At 36.2% G+C, this 17,864-nt stretch carries 16 protein-coding genes; 4 read left to right on the forward strand and 12 right to left on the reverse strand.

The genetic code is table 11. From position 1 onward, the window contains the following. Positions 1-307 precede the first annotated feature (307 nt). From HMPREF3106_RS02135 to HMPREF3106_RS02165, 7 genes are all read right to left on the reverse strand, one after another. Positions 308-2,053: an ABC transporter ATP-binding protein gene (locus tag HMPREF3106_RS02135; protein WP_070444158.1), complete on the reverse strand. Its 1,746-nt coding sequence runs from the start codon at positions 2,051-2,053 to the stop codon at positions 308-310. Then, positions 2,046-3,782, reverse strand: a complete 1,737-nt coding sequence (locus tag HMPREF3106_RS02140; protein WP_070444160.1) for an ABC transporter ATP-binding protein — start codon at positions 3,780-3,782, stop codon at positions 2,046-2,048. The genes HMPREF3106_RS02135 and HMPREF3106_RS02140 overlap by 8 nt, the downstream gene beginning before the upstream one ends. Then, complete coding sequence (locus HMPREF3106_RS02145; protein WP_070444162.1) at positions 3,779-4,255, reverse strand: MarR family winged helix-turn-helix transcriptional regulator; 477 nt, start codon at positions 4,253-4,255, stop codon at positions 3,779-3,781. The genes HMPREF3106_RS02140 and HMPREF3106_RS02145 overlap by 4 nt, the downstream gene beginning before the upstream one ends. A 124-nt stretch (positions 4,256-4,379) precedes the next feature. After that, positions 4,380-5,747, reverse strand: a complete 1,368-nt coding sequence (mgtE, locus tag HMPREF3106_RS02150; RefSeq protein ID WP_070444164.1) for a magnesium transporter — start codon at positions 5,745-5,747, stop codon at positions 4,380-4,382. Next, the gene (locus HMPREF3106_RS02155) at positions 5,744-6,658 is read right to left on the reverse strand and encodes an RluA family pseudouridine synthase (protein WP_204703624.1); all 915 of its coding nucleotides are present in this window, start codon (positions 6,656-6,658) and stop codon (positions 5,744-5,746) included. The genes mgtE and HMPREF3106_RS02155 overlap by 4 nt, the downstream gene beginning before the upstream one ends. Further along, complete coding sequence (locus tag HMPREF3106_RS02160; RefSeq protein ID WP_070444166.1) at positions 6,655-7,482, reverse strand: NAD kinase; 828 nt, start codon at positions 7,480-7,482, stop codon at positions 6,655-6,657. The genes HMPREF3106_RS02155 and HMPREF3106_RS02160 overlap by 4 nt, the downstream gene beginning before the upstream one ends. A 3-nt stretch (positions 7,483-7,485) precedes the next feature. Further along, positions 7,486-8,154: a GTP diphosphokinase gene (locus tag HMPREF3106_RS02165; protein WP_005605192.1), complete on the reverse strand. Its 669-nt coding sequence runs from the start codon at positions 8,152-8,154 to the stop codon at positions 7,486-7,488. Positions 8,155-8,286: 132 nt separating this feature from the next. Between HMPREF3106_RS02165 and HMPREF3106_RS02170 the strand changes: the two genes are divergently transcribed. Together HMPREF3106_RS02170 and HMPREF3106_RS02175 are read left to right on the forward strand one after the other, a co-directional pair. Beyond that, positions 8,287-8,871 carry a CYTH domain-containing protein gene (locus tag HMPREF3106_RS02170; RefSeq protein WP_070444167.1) on the forward strand — a complete coding sequence of 195 codons (585 nt, stop codon included), beginning with the start codon at positions 8,287-8,289 and terminating at the stop codon, positions 8,869-8,871. Between the two features lie 91 nt (positions 8,872-8,962). Continuing rightward, entirely contained in the window at positions 8,963-9,673 is a 711-nt protein-coding gene (locus HMPREF3106_RS02175; RefSeq protein WP_070444169.1) for a DsbA family protein, read from the forward strand. A gap of 139 nt (positions 9,674-9,812) precedes the next feature. On the opposite strand, the gene pepF is transcribed toward HMPREF3106_RS02175, so the two are convergent. The 4 genes from pepF to HMPREF3106_RS02195 all read right to left on the reverse strand — a co-directional run bounded on the left by pepF (position 9,813) and on the right by HMPREF3106_RS02195 (position 15,311). Continuing rightward, the gene (pepF, locus tag HMPREF3106_RS02180) at positions 9,813-11,615 is read right to left on the reverse strand and encodes an oligoendopeptidase F (RefSeq protein WP_070444171.1); all 1,803 of its coding nucleotides are present in this window, start codon (positions 11,613-11,615) and stop codon (positions 9,813-9,815) included. A 132-nt stretch (positions 11,616-11,747) separates the two neighbouring features. Beyond that, entirely contained in the window at positions 11,748-12,410 is a 663-nt protein-coding gene (locus HMPREF3106_RS02185) for a potassium channel family protein (RefSeq protein ID WP_070444173.1), read from the reverse strand. 15 nt (positions 12,411-12,425) lie between these two features. Continuing rightward, positions 12,426-13,805: a TrkH family potassium uptake protein gene (locus HMPREF3106_RS02190; RefSeq protein WP_070444175.1), complete on the reverse strand. Its 1,380-nt coding sequence runs from the start codon at positions 13,803-13,805 to the stop codon at positions 12,426-12,428. A gap of 129 nt (positions 13,806-13,934) precedes the next feature. Beyond that, the gene (locus tag HMPREF3106_RS02195; RefSeq protein WP_070444177.1) at positions 13,935-15,311 is read right to left on the reverse strand and encodes an aspartate kinase; all 1,377 of its coding nucleotides are present in this window, start codon (positions 15,309-15,311) and stop codon (positions 13,935-13,937) included. A gap of 171 nt (positions 15,312-15,482) precedes the next feature. Here HMPREF3106_RS02195 and HMPREF3106_RS02200 point away from each other — a divergent pair, with 171 nt between their 5' ends. Together HMPREF3106_RS02200 and HMPREF3106_RS02205 are read left to right on the forward strand one after the other, a co-directional pair. Then, the gene (locus HMPREF3106_RS02200) at positions 15,483-15,860 is read left to right on the forward strand and encodes a lactoylglutathione lyase (RefSeq protein WP_070444179.1); all 378 of its coding nucleotides are present in this window, start codon (positions 15,483-15,485) and stop codon (positions 15,858-15,860) included. A gap of 267 nt (positions 15,861-16,127) precedes the next feature. Continuing rightward, positions 16,128-16,994, forward strand: a complete 867-nt coding sequence (locus HMPREF3106_RS02205; RefSeq protein WP_049554667.1) for a zinc ribbon domain-containing protein — start codon at positions 16,128-16,130, stop codon at positions 16,992-16,994. A 69-nt stretch (positions 16,995-17,063) separates the two neighbouring features. Here HMPREF3106_RS02205 and HMPREF3106_RS02210 read toward each other — a convergent pair whose 3' ends face one another. After that, positions 17,064-17,675 carry a DUF4230 domain-containing protein gene (locus HMPREF3106_RS02210; RefSeq protein WP_246827499.1) on the reverse strand — a complete coding sequence of 204 codons (612 nt, stop codon included), beginning with the start codon at positions 17,673-17,675 and terminating at the stop codon, positions 17,064-17,066. Between the last annotated feature and the right edge of the window lie 189 nt (positions 17,676-17,864).

The raw sequence follows: 17,864 nt of genomic DNA on the forward strand, positions 1-17,864 counted from the left end.
AAAAAGGATATCCCATGGGATATCCTTTTTGGTTTGGTAAAAGTTCTATTTAACTCATGGGTTGTAGTTGAACTCGGGCTCACAGGACTGACGTCCACTTCCCAGAATAGCCGCACGACTGCAAGCAGTCCCTTACGTTATTCTGGTCCAGTGTTTCAGTCCTGAGCGTTCGTCCTCGTATCCTGAAGTTGAACTCAGAAAAGCAGAAACGACGTCCACTTCAACAAACATCCGCACGACTCGTTCCGAGTCCTTTGCGTTGTTTGTCTCCAGTGATTCGTTTCTGAACGCTTTTCTTCGTATCCTGTTATTCAAACTGGGCTCTGTATAATCCTGCATAGAATCCATTTTGAGCAATCAATTCATCATGACTTCCTTGTTCCACAACATCTCCTTTTTGCATTACAAGAATCTTGTTTGCATTACGGATGGTTGAAAGTCGGTGCGCAATCACGAATGATGTCTTATTCGTCATAATATGATCCATTGCTTTTTGAATCTCCACTTCTGTACGCGTATCTACGTTTGAAGTAGCTTCGTCTAAGATAAACACGGAAGGACTTGCTAAAATCGCTCGGGCAATCGTTAGTAATTGTTTTTGCCCTTGAGAAATATTATCGGACTCTTCCGTAATCACAGTGTCATAACCTTTTGGTAATTTACGGATGAAATCATCTGCGAAGGCTTGTTTGGCAGCAGCTACTACTTCTTCATCCGTTGCATCTTGACGACTATAGCGGATATTCTCACGAATCGTTCCTTTAAAGAGCCATGTATCTTGTAACACCATTCCTACTTTAGAGCGAAGTGATTCTTTCGTATAGTCTTTAATATTATGACCATCGATTTCAATGGCTCCACCCGTAATATCGTAGAATCGCATAAGCAAGTTGATAACCGTTGTCTTCCCTGCTCCCGTAGGCCCAACAATCGCTACTGTTTCACCAGCTTTGACATCGATATTTAAATCTTTCATCAATTGAACTTCAGGTGTGTAACCAAAACTCACGTGTTTAAACGTTACATCCCCATAGACTTCTGGAAGAGCAGGTTTACCCGTTTCTTCTTCCATTTCTTCAGCATCTAGTAATTCAAAAATCCTTTCAGCTGCAGCAAGCATCGATTGAGTGAGCCCCATCATATTGGCTGCTTCCCCCATCGGCTGACTAATATTTTGCATATATTGAAGAATCGCTTGAATACCACCGATTGTAATCATTCCACCCGTAGCTAAAAATCCCCCGATAATTGCAACAAAAACATAGACTACATTATTGATTAAACGAGAGATTGGTTGCATAAGTCCTGCAAAGAAAGTAGCTTTCCAACTATGTTCATAAAGTTCATCATTTAATTGGCTAAAAGCTTTTTCTGAACGATCTTCATAATTGAAGGCATTTACAATATCATGCCCAGCATAATACTCTTCTATATATCCATTAATCGTTCCTGTTGTTTCCTGACGGCTTGCAAATGAGTCAGCTGATTTTTTACCAATCATCGCAATAGCAAACATCGATAGTGGAATCCCTAAAATCCCGACAATGGCCAGAGGAATACTAATCGTAAACATCATTATAATGATTCCAACAAACGTTAATACCGTCGTAAAAAATTGTACGGAGACTTGTGAAAACGAATCATCAATGGTTTGAATATCATTCGTTGCACGACTTAATAAATCTCCTCTTGATTGTTCATCAAAATAACGCACTGGTAATCTCGTAAACTTCTCATCGATTTCTTTTTGAAGACGATAAATGATATCACTAGAAACTCGCGACATAAAATATTTTCCTAAGAAGTTTAGCCCTGCAGCTAATACATATAAAATCGCTAATAGCTTCCCTATTTCGAATACTCCAGCAATATCTACAGAAGTATAGTTAGACTCAATAAAGCTATTACTAATTAAAGTTGTCGCATTTCCTAAAATTTTAGGTAATTGCACATCTAACACAACTGAAATGAAGGATACAATTAAAACCATAATGACAACAAAACGGTACGGTTTTAAATATCCTAAGAATCTTTTTAAAACGGTCTTATTCATTAGTATCCTCCAATTCTTCTAAACTTGATTGTGAATTCATAATTTCTTGATAGATTTGATTTGAGACTTTTAATTCATCATGAGTTCCGATACCGACAACTTCACCTTCATTTAACACAATGATTCGAGTCGCATCAGTAACAGAAGTAATTCGTTGAGCTACAACAAAAACAATCGAATCTTCATTTATCTTTTTAAGATTATTACGAAGTCTCGCTTCTGTTTTTGCATCAAGTGCTGAAAAACTATCGTCATAAATATGAACGGAAGCTTTTTTCACTAATGCTCTCGCAATCGACAATCGTTGTTTTTGACCACCAGAGAAATTATCTCCTTTTTGCTCAACATGTGCATCCAAACCGTCTTCTAAACTCGAAACGAATTCCCAGGCTTCTGCTAATTTCAACGCTTCAATCATTTCTTCATCAGTTGCATTTTCGTTTCCAAATTTTAGATTTTCTCGAATCGTTCCTGAAAACAGCATGCGGTTCTGAGGAACAAATGCAATTTGTTGGCGTAATTCTTTCTCAGCATAGTCTTGAATATTCACTCCATTATATAAGAGCTCTCCTGAACTGGAATCTAAGAAGCGTAATAGTAGATTCATTAAGGTTGATTTACCAGCACCGGTAGATCCAATAATCGCTATTTTTTCTCCAGTCTTCGCCGTAAAATTCACATCTTTTAACATTTCTTTTTCTGCACCTTCGTATTTAAAAGAAACATTATTGAATTCTACTGTTTCAATCTTTTCTAGACCACGCTCAGTTTCAACAAATTTTTGAATATTTTCTTGATCTAAAACTTCATTGATTCTGCGAGCTGCTACTAAGCCTTGAGGAACCATTACAAATATAAATGCCAACATTAACAATGAAACTAGTACTAAAGCAGAATATTGAATAACCGCCATCAATGATCCGATATCTAGTTGTAGGCCTTGTACAAGATTTGCCCCAACAAGAACAACGGCTAAATTGGCAAAGTTAATGGTAATCATCATAATAGGAGTAATAAGACTGAACTTCACGTTTAAATCAAAAAGTAGTTTACGATAGCCTTCATTGACTTCATCGTATCGTTTCAATTCATACTCACTCTTATTGAATGCTCTAATTACACGAATTCCTGTTAATGTATCTCGAATAATTTGTGTTAATCGGTCTGTTGTTTGTCGAAGAGTCGTAAACCCTTTCGAAACAGAAATAATCATTAAAACGATCGCAATCCCTAAAAATGGAATGGAGCCTAATAAAACAAGAGAAAGTTCAAAATTCATTCTCATGGATAAAAGAATAGACCCAATAAACATTAGAGGTGCCATTAAAATTAAATTCATTGAAAACCCAATCGTTTGAGACAAGCTTTGTATATCTCGTGTTGTACGATTGATATAAGAAGACGTACCAAATTTTTGGAAGTCTTGTGTTGAAAATCGCTGAATTTTGTTAAACATGCTGAGTCGTAAATCACGAGCCAATCCAGCGGAGAATTTACCAACAAATCTTACAACAGTTACTGAAAGTACCAAATCTAAGGTTGTCGTCAGTAACATCAAGCCTCCTTGTTGTATAATCGTCGCCTGGTCTTGTTTCAAAATTCCATTTGAAACTAAAGAAGCTAAAATGGTAGGCGTCAGTAAAGTTGAACCTACTTGTAAAACGGTCAAGACTATAATCGTGAAAATCATTCCACGATATCGCTTGATATGTTCCAAAATTTTCTTCATTGATTCATTTCCTCTCTTATTGAAATTGTTTGTATCGGAATGGCATCAATTGTATTCAAGATACGGTTTAATAAAGCAAAAGAATTATTGATTTCCTGAACATCCTCAGAAAGAATAATTTGGCGCATGACTTCTTGTTTATTTTTGTCAACAATTTCTGCAACCTTTTTTCCGTAATTAGTAAGCGAAACTAAAGTAATTCTTTTATCTTTAGGATCACTTTTCCGTTTAATATAGTTGTATTTTTCTAAAGAATTAACAAACTGAATTGTCGTAGAAGTTTTAATCTCAAAAAAACTACTAATGTCCTTTACGGTTAATTCTTCTCCAGTCTCTTCAAGATGACAAAACAATAACATCAGCACAACTGTTTCAGAAGGTGTTAAATTCGGTGCAATATTTCTAAAAAATTTAATTTTATTCATTCTTGTAAAAAGATGAATAATTTCATCTGATAAAGCTTTTGAATCCATAAATATCTCCTTTCTTTCAATTACATACTCTAACTTAGCACACCATAAATAGGTAGTCAACCTATTTATTATTTGTAGTAAAAAATATAGTATATAAACGAATTGTCTATATACTATATCGTTTCTATTTAGCTAAATACACCGAAATAAATTGACTGACAATCGTGAAATACACAAGCACAGTCGTTAAGTCGTTCACAGTAGTAATAAATGGTCCACTAGCAATTGAAGGATCAAAATTGAATTTTTCTAACGCAAATGGAATACAAGTCCCTGTCAATGCCGCAACGAAAATCGAAGCGAACATCGCAAAACCGATAATCCCACCAAGAACAACACTACCTTGCCATAGACTCACAATACCAAATACCACTACTCCAGAAATCAACCCAATCCCAAGCCCTGTTGTCCCCTCTTGGACAAGTACTTTCCAGAAAGACTGTTCTTCCTCATGAAGCCCAATCTTACGGATTGCAACCGCAAGTGATTGTGTCCCTGTATTTCCGGCAGTACCAGTAATTAATGTAATAAAGATTGCAAAAATACTTGCCTGTTGAATTAACGGCTCATATTGTCTGAAGAGGAATGCAGTCACGGTACCCATAATGAGAAGGGTCATAATCCCTGGCAGTCGGTTGACAATTCCTGCCCATACTCCTTGGTGAGCTTCATCAACGTTTACCCCAGCAAGACCTGAATAGTCGCTAGTCGCTTCTTCTTCGATAACATCCAACGCATCATCGACTGTAATAATCCCTACTAATGTATTCGTATCGTCAACGACTGGAATTGCAAGGAAGTCATAGTCTTTAATCGTTTGTGCTACTTCTTCTTGCGCATCATTGACGTGTACGGTTACGACACGGTCAATCATGATATCCTTGACGAGCTTTTCGTCTGGTTTCACGATTAAGTCTTTCAATGTAAGAATCCCAGTTAAATGATTTTCATCGTCAGTTACATACACATAATAGATGGTTTCAGCGTCTTCAGCAAAACGTTTAACAGTTGCCATCGCTGTCTTTAATGAATCTGATTCACGCACGGCGATAAATTCCGTCGTCATCATCGCCCCTGCTGTTTCATCTTCGTAATTCAATAATTGACGGAGTTCACTTGCCGTTTTATGTGGCATCAAGCGTAAGTATGTACGGACATTTTCTTCCCCCACTTGCTTCAACACGTCTACTGCATTATCGGAATACATTTCCGCGAGCATTCGTGAGGCATAGGCTTCGTCCATTTCATTTAAGTACTCTTCCACATCTTCTACGTCTTCTTCTAGTAGCTCGAACACCATTGCCATCTCTTCAGGAGTTAAATATTGGTAAGCCAGCTTTCTCTCTTCTAAGGTCAAACTCAAGTAAAGCTGTGCCTGGTCGTAAGTATGGTTTTCAAAGAAGATTTCTCTGAATTGCTGCTTATCTTCTGTTGCTAAAGTATGTTGAATTTGTTCTAAAATATCATCAAATTCATAAACGATTTCGCTCAATGGTGATTCTCCTCTCTTTCCTTCTTATGCGCTTCAATCCACTGACTCATATCTTTAGGGAGTGGAGCTTCTATTATCAGTTCTTTTTTCGTCATCGGATGAATAAATGTAAGTGAGTGACAATGCAGAGCTTGTCGGTCTAAAAATTCATCTTTAACACCGCCATACAAATCATCCCCCACAAGCGGTGCCCCAATCCATGAGAAATGAACACGAATTTGATGTGTGCGTCCAGTGTGTAATAAAATCTCAACAAGTTCTGCTCCAACAAGGGTTTCTTTCTTCCAGTACTCGGTTAAGGATGGTTTTCCATCTTCTGATACACAACGATTAATAATCGACCCTTCATGACGACCAATAGGGGCATCAATAAATCCGTGTGCTTCTAGAGTTGAAGTGTCATGTACTAATGCCAAGTATTTCTTTTGAATTGTTTTTTCTCGTAATGCCTGATCCATCCATGCATGTACAACACGGTGCTTGGCAAACATCATCACTCCTGTTGTATCGCGGTCAAGACGTGTCACCACATGAGTAATTTGGTCCGCATACCCACGTCTCTTATAGTACCCTTTCACTCGATTGGCCATCGAATGGTCCGGATGTAACTTTGAAGGAATCGAAGCAGTCCCAACAGGCTTATTAATAATAAGTAAATATTCATCTTCATATAAAATGTCAATCGGAACTTCACTTGGAATGACCGTTTCATGCTCTCCAGAAGGTGGTATCACCATTGTAAGGACATCTCCAGGTTGGAGTGTTTTCAAAACAATCTCATGACGGCCATTGATGAGTAATTCTCCGTTAGATTTGATATGAGCTAAAAACGTTCTTGAAATGCCTATTTCTTGCAGGAAAGAACGCATCATCATCGGATACTCGTATGGGTAATTCCACGTTAAAATCAACGGACTTCCTCACTTCCATTACAATTCACTTCACGAGAACCAATAAATGCATCTTCCACTCGGTCCCAGAATGGAGTATGGCGGTAAGCCGCAAATGAAATCCGTTCCTTGCTAATTTTTAATTGAATCTCTTCTATCTCATTGCCATCATAAGTTAAATGATCAATCGCCATGACCATTCCTTCTTCACTTTCAGGACGAAGGGTTAATACATTATCTTTGGCGAAAATCATTGGTGAGCTGAGTGTACGATAAACTCGATTATTAATAGACGCCATCTCTGACATTTGCATCACTTCAGCACGCGGATGCACGACTGCTCCACCAAGTGACTTGCTAAGTCCTGTTGAACCAGTTGGGGTTGAAACACATAGCCCATCTCCACGGAAGTTTTCAAACAAATCACCATTAATAAAAACTTGGCAGAATAACGTACCGTTTACTTTGCGCAAAGTTGCTTCATTTAATGCCGCATAATGTGCAGTTTCACCATTTTTTAGCTTAACAGTCACATCTAGTAAAGGATAGCTAACACGCTCCCCTTTATCCTTTTTTAGTGACTCGATTAATTCATCCACTTCATAATTTCGCCAATCCGTATAAAATCCGAGGTGCCCAGTATGAATCCCGACAAAGCGGATTTGATCTAATTGATTACGGTAATGATGGAAAGCTCCTAAAAGAGTTCCGTCTCCACCAACTGTTATCACAATATCTGGATGTTCATCGTCTCTAGTAAATTCCCCTTGTTGGCAAAGATGGTTAAAGGCATTCATGACTTCTTTCGTTTTTTCTGATTGATTTCCATATAAACCGACTTTCATGACCTACCTCCGTTTTTTTCTTTTCCTTTGATTTTCCTTACAAATTGCAAAAATATATTGCGCTTCCTGGATTTCCTCTCTGATTTCAGACATCTCCTCATCCAGTAAAAAGGCTGCTTCCGCTGCACGTTCTAATCGTTCATGAATCGCTTCAGGGAACTCCCCTTTATATTTATAGTTCAAAGAGTGTTCAATCGTCGCCCAAAAATTCATTGCCAGTGTACGAATTTGAATTTCTACTAATATCTTCGTTTCCCCTTCAATACGTTGGACCGGATACTCCAATACAAGGTGGTAAGAGCGATATCCACTTGCTTTTTTATTTTGAATGTAATCTCGTTCAATCACGATTTCAAAGTCGTTTCTTTGACGAATTAGACGAACAACTTCATAAATATCATCAACGAATTGACACATAATACGAAGTCCAGCAATATCTTGTACGCCTTCGAGAAATTCTTCTCTAGGAATATTACGAACTTGCATCTTTTCTAGAATACTCTCTGGCGTCTTCACACGACCTGTGATAAATTCAATCGGAGCATGTCTTCCTTCTTGACGATACTGACGACGTATCCCTTTTAATTTTATTTTTAATTCTTCAATTGCTTGATAATACGGAGCTAGAAAGGCTTCCCAATCTTCAACAAGCGGCGTTTCCAACTTTTCCATATTTCCACCTACTTTTTTTCATTTCCGTTCTCTATCATACCATATTTTATGTAAAAGCTTGACTAATTAATGCGATTTTTTTCAATTCTCCATCATTTTGAGATACAATAGAATGCTGAAGGAGGGAAAAGTTTGTTACAAGTAGAAAGAGAATTTAAAAATTTACTGACCAAAAGTCAATATCATTCGCTACTAGAGGATTTTAAGCCCCTCTTAACTAAAGAAATTACCCAAACCAATAGTTATTATGATTGGGATGGAATCCTCCAATCTCATAAAATGGCTTTACGCATCCGAATTGTTGAGGGAAAAGCCATTGGAGAAATTACTTTAAAAATTCCTCAATCAAGTCTAGAAGTATTAGAATTCACTCATGAATTGCCCGTTGAAACACTTCATCAATACAATGAACAAAAGCAATTTTCACTTCCTTTATCCATTAAAGAGACTTTAGAAAGTAATGGAGTCTTTATCGAAAAGGTCGAACAAACTGCTCTATTAACCACGCATCGACTTGAAGGTCCTTTATCTAATAACGAATGGCTTGTTCTAGATGAAAGTCACTATAACGGGAAAGTGGACTATGAAATGGAGATGGAAGTTCAGAATCTCTCATTAGGGGAAGAAGTCTTTTTGCAGATTCTTCAGAAGTATCAGATTCAACGAGAACAAGCAGAAAGTAAAATTAAACGAGCCCTTTCAAGTATCTCTTCCTAAGCGGGAGAACCGCATTTTATTCTGAATTTTTTAGGAACTATGTTACAATAAAGTTACAAAAATAAAGTTAGAGGAACAGAGGTGTCGGATTTTGAGTACTTACGAAACAAAAAATCTATCAAAAAACACTTCACACGAAAAGATTTTCGAATTATTTTTATTCGTGAATCCCTTGGGAACATACTGTTATCGCTGTGAAAATGAATTACTAAAATTTGTAAGTAATTCTGAATTTAAAGTGCATTATCACTTTTTAACATTTCATAATTTACAGACCGTTAATCAATATATGAAGAACCAAAAATTACCTGTAACGGATTTAGATTTACGAAATGATATATACATGAAGATTTATGATGCAGCTCTTTCTTACAAAGCTGCACTATTACAAGGGAAACGTCTTGGCCATCAATTTCTGATTGAATTACAACAACAAATTCATCACCATAAACGAGCATACAACGATGACTTGTTAGAAGAAATATTAAATAAAATTGAAATTGATAAAAAGATGTTTTACGAGGATAAATCTAGCTCCGCTGTAAAAAAAGCCTATGATCGAGATCTTCAAATTGCGCAAGAGATGAATGTTACACATACTCCTTCCCTTGTTATTTTTGATAACTCTAATCAACCTTATGGATTACTTTTAGCTAGTAGCATTACAGCTGAGACCATTGCTGAAATTTGTAATGGTGAGCCTTTACCAGGGTATCACTCTACAAAAAAATTAGTAGGAACACATACAGGTGAGCATCAAAAATTTGATAAAGTGGTCAATATGAATTTAAATCGCTATTAATTATCTCCCAACTAGAGTTTCTAGTTGGGATTTTTTATAAAAAATTATTAGCTTACCATTATTTCTTTTAAAACAAAAAAGTTCGTAAGAAAATTTCTTACGAACCTTTTTGTGTTTTAGAATCAATTAATTTTTGAGATTATTCACTCATCAACGCTTCTAATTGAGATAGACGTTTTTCAAATACATCAAATGCATCATATAAGTAATCTTTCTTCGTCATATCTACTCCAGCTTTCTTCATGACTTCGATTGGAGCATCACTACGTCCCGCACGTAAGTAGTTTAAGTAAGCTTCTAAATCTTCAGGAGTCCCATGTAAAATCTTATCTGATAAAGCAGTTGCTGCAGCCATACCAGTTGCATATTGGAACACATAATAATTCATGTAGAAATGAGGAATACGAGCCCACTCGTATACAATTTGTTCATCTTGGATGACATTCGCATAGTATTTCGCATTGATTTCTCCATAGACTTTTGCAAGAGATTCTTGTGTTAATGGTTGGCCTTCTTGGTCCATTACGTGAATCTTATGTTCGAATTCCGCAAATTGTGTTTGACGGAAAATGGTTGATTTGAAGCGGTGTAAATAGTTATTTAAGATATATTTTTGCGCTTCTTTATCTGTATGTTTCTTCAACAAGTAATCTGTTAAGATGTTTTCGTTAGTTGTAGAAGCAATTTCTGCTAAGAAGATTGAATAATCTCCGTATTGTTTTGGTTGAGTGTTACGAGTGAAGTAGCTGTGTGCACTATGTCCTAACTCGTGAACTAATGTGAAGAAGTTTGATAATTCATCATGCCAGTTCAATAGAATATATGGTGCTGTTGAGTATGCCCCACTTGAGTATCCACCACTGCGTTTACCGATGTTTTCAGCAACGTCAATCCAACGATCAGCGTATGCTTTTTTCATGATTTCGTTGTACTCTTCCCCAAGAGGTTTCAACGCTTCAATACTTGCAAGAGATGCTTCTTGATAGTTGTATTTAATTGGAGCGTCGCCTGTAATTGGTACGTATAAATCATACATATGCAATTCATCTAAGCCTAGCGCTTTTTGTTGTAATGCAATATAACGGTGTAATAATGGTAGTTTTTCGTTTACCACTTCTACTAAAGCATCGTACACTTCTTCAGGAACTTGGTTTGAAGCAAGTGCTGCTTGACGCGCTGAATCATAGTTATGAACTAAGGCGCTGAAGTTATGCCCTTTTACTTCTGTACCAAGTGTGCTTGCGAAAGTATTTTTCAAGTTGATGTAAGGTTTGTATAATGTTTCGAACGCTTCCTTACGAACAGCTTGGTTTTTAGATTCGATATAGACTGAGTAGTTTCCGTTTGTCAATTCGACTTTTTCGCCATCTTCAGTTGTAATTTCGTCAAACTTAATGTCAGCGTTGTTTAATAAGTTGAATGTTTTACTTGCGCCTTGGAACACTTCACTAGCTTTTGATAATAAAGCTTCTTCTTTATCTGAAAGTACGTGACCTTTTTTAATACGCGCTGTTTCTAATAATACGCGGAAGTCTTCTAATCCTGGCTCTTGTTTGAAATATTCTTCGAACTCTTCATCAGATAATGCTAAAATCGCTGGAGCAAACCATGCAGAAGCGCCTGAAAAATCAATATATGTTGAGAACGCACGTTGGTTTAAGACTTGATTTTCGTTATTTGAAGTATCTTGGTCTGCTTTTAAATGTGAGTAAACATAAGCTGTTTCAATCTTATCATCCACTACGTTTAAAAGATTTAAGAATGCTAATAAAGAAGCACCGTCTTTTAGTGCTGTGTCTTTTGCAGCAGCTACTGCTGGAATTTGTGATTTTACAAATTCTAAATCTTTTTCAAATCCTTCGTTTGATTCATAAATTGCGGAAAGGTCCCATGTTAATTCTACTGGAACTTCTTCACGTCTTAATGGTTTTTTATTGGCCATTATAATCCCTACTTTCTAAAAAGTTGATAGTTCTAGTGTACTATGAAATGGATTCTTTTAAAAGGGTTTGAACACATTTTTACATAAAAAGAGACTAAATGAATCTACTATCAATTCATTTAGTCTCTTTTATTAATCTTCAAGGAAGGTCGCTTTATCTAAACTATCTGTCCCAATAATGGCTACAAGAACAACATCTTCGCGAATAAGAAAATCCGCAAATATTTTCGTATTCAAAGATTCATTCTTCGCTTCACGATATCCGATTAAGTTTAAATCATAATCTTTACGTAAGTCTAAATCACTTAATCGTTTCCCAACCCATGATTTTGGAGGATAAAATTCCACAAGTGAAATATTGCCATCAAGAGCAATCACTTCAGCAAGTTTATGGTGAAGAATATTCTTTACGAGACGAATTCCTGTCTCTTTTTCTGGGTTCACTACCCGTTGCGCACCCATCTTCGTTAAAATCTCTGTTGTTGTACGGCTTTTTGCTTTGGCAATAATTTCAGGAACACCAAGTCGTGTGCAGTGCATTACTGCTAAAATGCTCGCTTCTAAACTCGAACCTGTAGCAACCACAACTGTATCACAGTCACCTATTCCGATTTCTTTTAAAACATCTTCATCCGTTACATCAGCAATCACAGCTTTTGTGACCAGCGGTTCAATACGGTTGACGTTTACTTCATCACGGTCAACTGCAATAATGTCGCAATCATATTCGCTAAGCTGTTTGGCAATAGTCATCCCAAACACACCTAGTCCTAAAATTCCAACTGTCTTTCTCATTACAATCCCTACTTTCTATCCTATTAATAATGGTGCTTTGACATACTTCATGTCGAGTGTTTTTTTCTTCCTGTTTGAAAAACTTAACAGAACCGTTAATGGTCCAATACGTCCAATAAACATCAACAGCATAATCACAATTTTTCCAAGAAAAGATAAGGTCGGTGTTAAATTCGCTGTTACCCCTACTGTACATACCGCTGAAATAGTTTCGAATAAAGTATATAACAATGGGGCATCTGGATCTGTTAAGCTGAGTAAGAACACACTAGTTAGAATCAATGTAGTAAATACGATAAAAATCGTTAAAGCTTTTCTCGCCAATTCTTGCGAAATACGGTGATTTCTAAATTGAATCATACGCTCATCATATACTTCTGAACGAATGAATAAGAGAACCACTAAGAAAGTCGTTGTCTTCACACCACCGGCCGTCCCACCAGGAGACCCTCCAATGAGCATTTGAATACAATACAGAAGCAGGCTCGTTGGATGTGCAGTCGTATAATCAATGGTCGCAAATCCTGCTGTTCTCATCGTTACGGTTTGGAAGAAACTCACAAGTACCTTTTCGAAGAATGATAGATTCCCGATTGTGTTTGGGTTATTCCATTCGGTCAATAATGTTAACACCGTTCCACTTAGTAAAATAATCCCTGTTAACCAAAGTACAATCTTCGTGTGATAGTGCAAACGTTTATAAAATGATTTGCGTTGTTTGTTCTTTGTCGATTTTCGCATTTCACGGTAACTTCGTTTGAAATCAAACCAAACAGAGAAACCAATTCCCCCTAGAATAATAAGAGCAGCAACCACTAATGTTAAAAATGGATCGGTCGCATAATTAATCAAACTATTCGACCCTAAGTTATCAAATCCTGCATTACAAAATGCAGAAATTGCAAAGAAGAACGCGGTGAAAATTCCTTTTGCAGTTCCTAGTTCTGGAACGAAGCGGAAGGATAAAATAACCGCTGCAATCAATTCAATAAAGAATGTATATTTAAAAATCGTTCTCAAATAGCTTTTAAAATCTTGATCATTATCTCGGTTCAAACTGTCTTGCAAGGCTAATTTATTTACCAAAGACATCTTCTTACCCGAATCATAGAGGAAAAAGGCAATAATACTCATTAATCCTAATCCACCGATTTGCATTAAAATCATACAAATCACTTGTCCAAAAGTGTTATACGTCTCGGCTACTGGTTGCGTCGAAAGTCCCGTTACACATACCATCGATACCGTTGTAAACAAGTGGTCAAAATACGAAGCCTTCGATGTCGCCAGTTGCGAAATCGGCAAATTAAGTAGTAATGATCCCACCAAAATCACAATGGCAAAACTTGCTGCAATCCTTTTTGGAATGGAATCTTTCAATAAGAAACGAATCATCTTCGTCCCTCCTATTCTAAACAAAAATACTGCGCTCAAAATAAAAAGAGCAGAATATATTCGATATTCTACTCTTCCTATTGATTAATTACAACCGTTAATGTTTCATTTTAATATGGAGAGGAAAAATTATTCCACCACTTGATATTCTTTTTCTTCACCGAAAAATTCATCATATAGCGCACGGATGGCTTTCTTTTCATATTGGTCCAAAATACCAAACATCATCGAAACCTCAGATACCCCTTGGTTATATAATTCAATATTGATTTGAGTACGAGCAAGAGTTGAAGCCACACGAGCAGTAGTACCGACCATGTTGACCATCCCTTCCCCTACTAACATAATCAAGCAAAGTCCACGTGTAAAGCTTGCTTCGTCTACATCTAATTCAGCATAGAATCGCTCTACAATAGACTCTAATTGCTCATCTGTCGCATCTTCCCCACGAATGATAATTGTCGCATCATCAATTCCCGTTGGAATATGTTCAATGGAAATGCCTTCTTCTTCAAAAATCGTCAATACTTTACGAAGGAAGCCAATCTCATGGTTCATTAAGTATTTCTTCACGTAAATACTTACGAAACCTGGTGAGCTTGCAATACCGGAAATAACATTTGGAGAAGTCACCTTCCCTTTCATAATGTAGGTTCCACTTGCTTCAGGATTGTTGGTATTACATACATGTACCGGGATTCCTTTTTTGATAGAAGGAAGAAGTGCTTCTGTATGGAATACTGAAAAACCAGCGTATGATAACTCACGCATTTCTGTATAAGATAATACATCGATAGGGAGTGGTTTATGAACAATCTTTGGACTTGCTACATAAATGGCATCTACGTCTGTAAAGTTTTCGTATTCTTCAGCGTTCACGGCATTGGCTAAAATAGATCCTGTAATATCAGATCCGCCACGAGAAAACGTTACGATTTTCCCTTCTTTTGTTACCCCATAGAATCCTGGGAAAATAATCACTTCATTTGTTAGTTGTAAGTACTCTAATTCATGATAACTTTCTTCTAAAACGCGAGCTTCCCCTGGAGTATCGCTTACCCAAAGTTTGGCTTCCCGAGGCCCAACGTATTTAGCAGCAAGACCTTCTTGGTTAAAGTAAAATGCGATAAGACGAGCATTTAAGTCTTCCCCGCTTGCTTTATAAGCATCCATTAAATATTCAGAGGATAGATCGTTTCTTTCTTTTAAGTTTTTAAAATGAATTCGAACGAGTTCAAACACTTCAGGTTTTAATTCTAATTCATCGCTGATTTCTTTATAACGGACTAAGATTTTCTTTAATACTTCTTCATCATAATTTCCTTCAATATGAGAAGTTGCTAATTGGATGAGAAGGTCTGTTACTTTTTCATCATCAGAAGACCGTTTTCCTGGTGCTGAAACTACCACGATTTTACGACTTGAATCGGATTTTACAATATTAAAGACCTTTCTTAATTGTGTGGCATTTGCTAAAGAGCTTCCACCAAATTTGATTACTTTCATATGACACTTCCTTATTTTTCAATGTACCTAGACTACCAAATTAATGAATGGAACGCAATGGATTTCCACTAAATAAATACATTTGTCTTTGTATTGAAAACAGTCTTGGAAACTTGTATTTATCATTCGAGTTTGTTAGTCTTAAATAAAATAAATAAAGGAGGTCACACCATGTCAAAAATGTTGCATACTTGTGTCCGTGTTGAAAATCTAGAAGAAAGCATTCGGTTCTACGAAGAAGCATTCGGTTTTAAAGAAACAAGAAGAAAAGACTTCCCAGAACATAAATTCACAATCGCTTATCTCGCTTTTGAAGGAGATGACTATGAATTAGAATTAACATATAACTATGGTCACGGACCATACGAAATCGGCGACGGATATGGTCATATCGCAATCAGCGCTAAAGACCTTGAAGGACTTCATGCTGAACATGTTGCAAAAGGCTATGATGTTACAGACTTAAAAGGTTTACCAGGACATCCTGCAAACTACTATTTCGTGAAAGATTTAGATGGCTACAAAATCGAAGTAATCCGCGAAAAATAGTTCATACATGACATTCTACACACCCTCTGCTATAATGTATTCTATGCGATGAGGCGACACGCAGTACATTAGAGACTGCGAGTTATGTGGAACAGGAGTGCTTTGGCACACTACCGGATGTAGCTGTTTGTAGTTCGTGATGTGAACACGACCTACTCATCTGAAAAGATGCCACGCTAAGACTAGGAGTTCCTAGTCTTTTTTTATAGTAAAATTATGATACAATAGCAATGAAATTTAGTAATACATACGGAAAGAGGAAACTTCATGAAACAATGTCCATTCTGTCATGAAATGATTGACGAAAAAGAAACACTCTGCCCTTATTGTGGCACCGTTCAAGATGAACTTTCTGCTCCTACTGCCATTGAGCCAAATGATGGAGTTCAAACAGACTTATTAGACGAAAATAACGAACCTACTGCTTCATTCACTACAAAAGTGGAAACGAAAATCCCAGAAGAAGATAACCGTAGTTCACAAGAAAACCGCGTAAAGAATAACCGCTTGGCATATGCAGGTGCGTGGAATAAATTCAAACGATTCTTTGCTTTCTTTGGAGAACGTTTGATTCATCCAACGAATCAATATTCGCGGAAACGTCAATACAGTCGTACTTACGGGTACGCGTTAATTATTCTAGCGACTGTAATGTCTGCTTTCATTACAACTCATGTCATTCATACATTATTTACGCAGTATCAATTATTTGCTGATATTTCAATCTTACCAAGCTTAACGAGTACCCCAAATTATATTTGGATGTTTGTTAGATTCTTGGTATTTTACGTATTCTTCTACCTAGGATTCCCTACTATTTCATATGGGCTGAAACATGTTTTCCAAAAACGTCAACATGTCTTTAACTACTGGTTAACTCAATATGAAGGAATGAATGTCCTCGCAATTCTATTATTAGCAATCTCGACGGTTATGACTTTTATTTCTCCAGTGTGGTTTTTCGTTGGAATCTTAATCGTATTCTTTGCACATATTTTACTTTATATTGTGACACTAGCGTCATCTATTTTTAAAAGCGCAACGGAATCCTCTATCGATCCAGTATACTTATCACTCATTGGTTTAGTAGTACAATTAATTATCACCATCAGCCTACTCTTAATCTTATTTTAAAATGCAAAAGGAAAACCCTGACCATTTCTGGTCAGGGTTATTTGTTTCTAAAAATCCTATGTGAAAGTGTTATTCTGAAAATTCTACCGTTATCTTTACTTCAGAATCCATTGAAGCAAATATAGTTTTATAATAATTGATTGCAGATTCTTTAATGTCACTATTAAACTTATCTAAATACTCTGCTTGTTTATCATTAGAAAGTTGGTTAGTAACCAATTTGCCAGTATCAACATCTTCTGTAGTTCCACTTAACAGCTCTCCATGATTATCATACAAATTGTAAGGATTATCTTTTGAAAGTTCAACACCAATTACTTCAAATTTTGGAACGATAACCTTATATTCTTTTTCAGCTAATTGTTCAACCTTTACACTACTTTTAATTCCAAATTTAGCTGTATAATTTAAAATCACTAATGCTGTTTTTCTAGAGAACGGCACATCAAACCCAAAAACTTGGGTTGTTTTTGTTTCAGTAATAATTTCATTAACTCCTGCATTCAAAAATACAACTTCATTCACTTTTTCAATACTTTCGATATTAATTGAAGATTTGATTTCTGATTTTTGTTGTTTAGGTAAGAAAAATAGCACTCCAATAGCTATAATAGCTATTAATACCACATTCAATAGAACACTAAACATATTAAATTTCTTCTTTTTATTTGTACTTCTCAATTTACATACCCTCCACTATTTTTGCTTTTCTGAAAGAAACTTCTCTTTTAATAGCATATGTAAATTTTACACATTCTAAAAATAACAGTCAACATAATATTTCATATTATCTTCTAAAAATATTAATACCCTCCAAAAAAGTATAAAATAAGGTTGTTGCATCTTATCTTATTCTAAAACAAAACAGAA

Source organism: Granulicatella sp. HMSC31F03 (assembly GCF_001807725.1).
Lineage (GTDB): Bacteria > Bacillota > Bacilli > Lactobacillales > Aerococcaceae > Granulicatella > Granulicatella adiacens.